The following is a 2,387-nucleotide window of genomic DNA, read 5'->3' as shown; positions in this document are numbered from 1 at the left end:
TTGCGTATTTTCCCGATGCATCAAGCTCTCGGCCATTGTTGCTGATTTCCCAGGGAGCACGGCGGCTTTTACCTTCACCTCCCAGGACGGTATTCTTTATACGAGCGATATGCGAACATTAATCGCAGCCCCTGCTGGCATCGGGGCCAGCGTGGCCATCGCAGAAGAGTGCACCTCCATTGCAGAGGGTGCCTTCTGGGGAAACGAAGAACTTGCCACCATCGTGGCACCAGGAAGCGTTGCCTCCATCGTGGTGAACCCACGCTTCAAAGCTGATGCGGCAAGCAGCGAAGACATCCCGGCAAAGGTGGATGCCACCACTGACACCGCATTCGCACCAGTGCCTTCTTTTACACCGAAGGCGATCGCAAACACGACCATCGTGACAGCTGAGCGCAAAGCCTGGGAGCAAGCCGGTTTCAAGAACTTCGCTGATCCTGCACAACCGGGAGATACCGCAGAGGCAGATGGCTTTGCCTATACGCTCCTTGACGACTTCACGCTCTCGGTTCGCTGGACAGGAGAGGGTGCAGCTCCAGAAGAGCTCACCATCCCGCAAACCGCTTCCATCAATGATGTGTCCTACGCTGTCTCTTCTATCGAGCGCGATGCTTTCAAGGGACAGGAAAGCATCCGCGCTCTTACCATCCCGGAAGGGGTCCGCACGATAGGTGCCTCAGCCTTCGAGGATTGCACCTCCCTTGAGAAAGCGACCATCGCAGGAAGCGTCACGGCCATAGAGGCATCGGCCTTCAAGGGTTGCACCTCGCTTGCCGAGGTCGACCTTGGAGGGGGCTTACGCACCCTTGGCGCCTCGGCCTTTGAGAACACTGCCGCAACCGCATTCTGGCTTCCTGCCTCAGTGGAGCAGATCGCTGAGCGTGCCTTTGCAGCAAACGAGCACCTTGAATACGTGGTCGCAGAAGCGAGTGTCCAAGACGTTGACGCAACCGTCCTTGCTGACTGCACCGGTGTTGAGATCTATGTGCCCTACAACGCAGATGAGACCTATGCATGGCGCGCTGGTGTCCCTGCTACGGGCAATCATCTCATTCCCTATGGCGTGAGCATGCCCGATGCGCCTCTTGTGCTCAACCAAGACGAGACCGCAGAGCTTTTAGGCGATACCGGATACCTCAAATCAGAAGGCCGCATTGATGTGCGCTATGCCTATGATGCCGCCCCCATCAGCGTGGACCCTTCAACGGGCACGGTCACTGCCAAACAGACCGGCAAGACTACGGTCACTGCACAACTGAGACTGAATGACAAACTGCTCGCGAGCGCCTCCCGCGCTGTCATCGTGGCGTTGGCTCCCAAACCAGAAGAGCCAGCGGAGGATGACGCTGAGTCTGACGAGGGTGACGAAGGAGCAGCCGAGGGCGACCATGACCATGAAGGGGAAGAAGGCTGCACAGAGGGTGTCGATGCCCCCGATGTCTCCTATCGCGATCAGCTCTTTGAAGAGGGCGATCATTATACATCTGGCGCTATGGAGAGCGTCGAGAAGACAATCAACCGAACCGTTTCGCTTGCAAGTATGGAATCAGATATCTCCACGATGAGCCTCAGTGTGGCCAGTGTTGCTAGTTGGAATCATACATATAGCACTTCTAGTTCTGCTTTGTCGGGACCAAGTGGAAATAAGCAAGCATCAGTGGCATACGATGCCAACACTAAAACCTTAACGCTTGAAATGGGTACAAATACGTTTTTTAGCATAAGTAAATGCGGCGGAAGCGTTAATTGCTCTGGTCTTATCAATAGCAATGCAGGTACAACCACAACGCATGAAGACGTTCTTAAATGGCGACAATCACGCGATAGGCTCAATGCGATCAGAAAACTTGTTCTTAAGAATTTTGATGCTAAGAATCCGCATTGGTTTTTTAGCAAGATGCAAAATCTCGAAACGGTCGAGATACAGGGAAACTTCTTTAGTAATAGCTATGTCAATAGCAGCGGCACGACAAAAACATCTGGTGTAACCGAGATTAACGCGATGTTCGCAGATTGCCCCAGCCTACGTGTGATCCCCAACAATATGAATTTCCCCAGCACCGTTACAGGTAATGATGGCCTGTTCGGATTCACTACACATGAGTTCGACACTTCGGCAGACCTTACAAGCCAAGTGATCCTTAATAGGAATCAACTGGTTAGCGGTAAGTTGTTGACTGCTTATAGCGGCTCTGATGCGAACGTGCTCAATGAATTGCGCTATTCAAGCAACTCGCAGCCACCGACGAACGGTGTCGTTCTGTATCGAGATCTTGTTACCAGCTATCACACCGTTACCTTTGACAATCAAGGCGGTTCCGGTGGGCATCAAACAGCAGGCGAATCATCGTCGGCTACCACGAAGACCTACACTATTAAAGTTCCGA

The 2,387-nt window shown here is 53.1% G+C and carries 2 protein-coding genes; one reads left to right on the top strand and one right to left on the bottom strand.

What is annotated here, in order from left to right; all coding sequences use genetic code 11:
• Positions 1-96: 96 nt before the first annotated feature.
• Positions 97-381: a hypothetical protein gene (locus tag NFR19_RS08790; protein WP_251213417.1), complete on the bottom strand. Its 285-nt coding sequence runs from the start codon at positions 379-381 to the stop codon at positions 97-99.
• 1 nt (position 382) lies between these two features.
• Here NFR19_RS08790 and NFR19_RS08785 point away from each other — a divergent pair.
• Positions 383-2,387, top strand: a 2,005-nt coding sequence (locus tag NFR19_RS08785) for a leucine-rich repeat domain-containing protein (protein WP_251213416.1), incomplete at its 3' end; no start/stop codon positions are given.

It is taken from the genome of Adlercreutzia murintestinalis, assembly GCF_943192905.1.
Taxonomy (GTDB): Bacteria; Actinomycetota; Coriobacteriia; order Coriobacteriales; family Eggerthellaceae; genus Adlercreutzia_A; species Adlercreutzia_A murintestinalis.
The sequence above is the reverse complement of the archived record's forward strand: the minus strand, read 5'-3'. Positions and strand labels throughout refer to the sequence as shown.

Coding starts and splice junctions, on each gene's coding strand:
- NFR19_RS08790 (WP_251213417.1), bottom strand. CDS start 381: ATGGTCGTGTTTGCGATCGCCTTCGGTGTAAAAGAAGGCACTGGTGCG.